The organism is Phosphitispora fastidiosa (assembly GCF_019008365.1).
Taxonomy (GTDB): Bacteria; Bacillota; Thermincolia; order Thermincolales; family UBA2595; genus Phosphitispora; species Phosphitispora fastidiosa.
The window spans coordinates 1-319 of the sequence record NZ_JAHHUL010000088.1; the positions used below are offsets into that span (position 1 = coordinate 1).

Below are 319 nucleotides of genomic sequence, written 5' to 3' on the forward strand. Positions count from 1 at the left end.
GTCCTGCCCAGGAAACATAAACACCGCATCAACCCTGGGGTCATGGGTCATAAATGCATGATAACCGCCGGTCTTCAGTTTGACCATATAAATACAGGTAAGCGAATCCTTCATGAAGATATTAATTCGACACATGACAATTTTTTCCTTGTTAAAATGTGTAAAAATGATGCGCTGTATGAAATGACTACAGGCGAAATGGTAATTCTACATGTTTAAGCACCAAGGGTTTTGTGCTATAACCTGACTTTTACAGTTAAAATAACATATCAAGCTCTCGAATAAGGAATATTATTGAAAACGCGAAGTTCCCGCGTTT

Annotated in this window: 1 protein-coding gene; it reads left to right on the forward strand. The window is 38.2% G+C overall.

Annotation, left to right across the window (positions count from 1 at the left end):
• The coding region (locus tag Ga0451573_RS19060) for a hypothetical protein (RefSeq protein WP_231685777.1) at window positions 1–219 on the forward strand (219 nt) is incomplete at its 5' end.
• Between the last annotated feature and the right edge of the window lie 100 nt (window positions 220–319).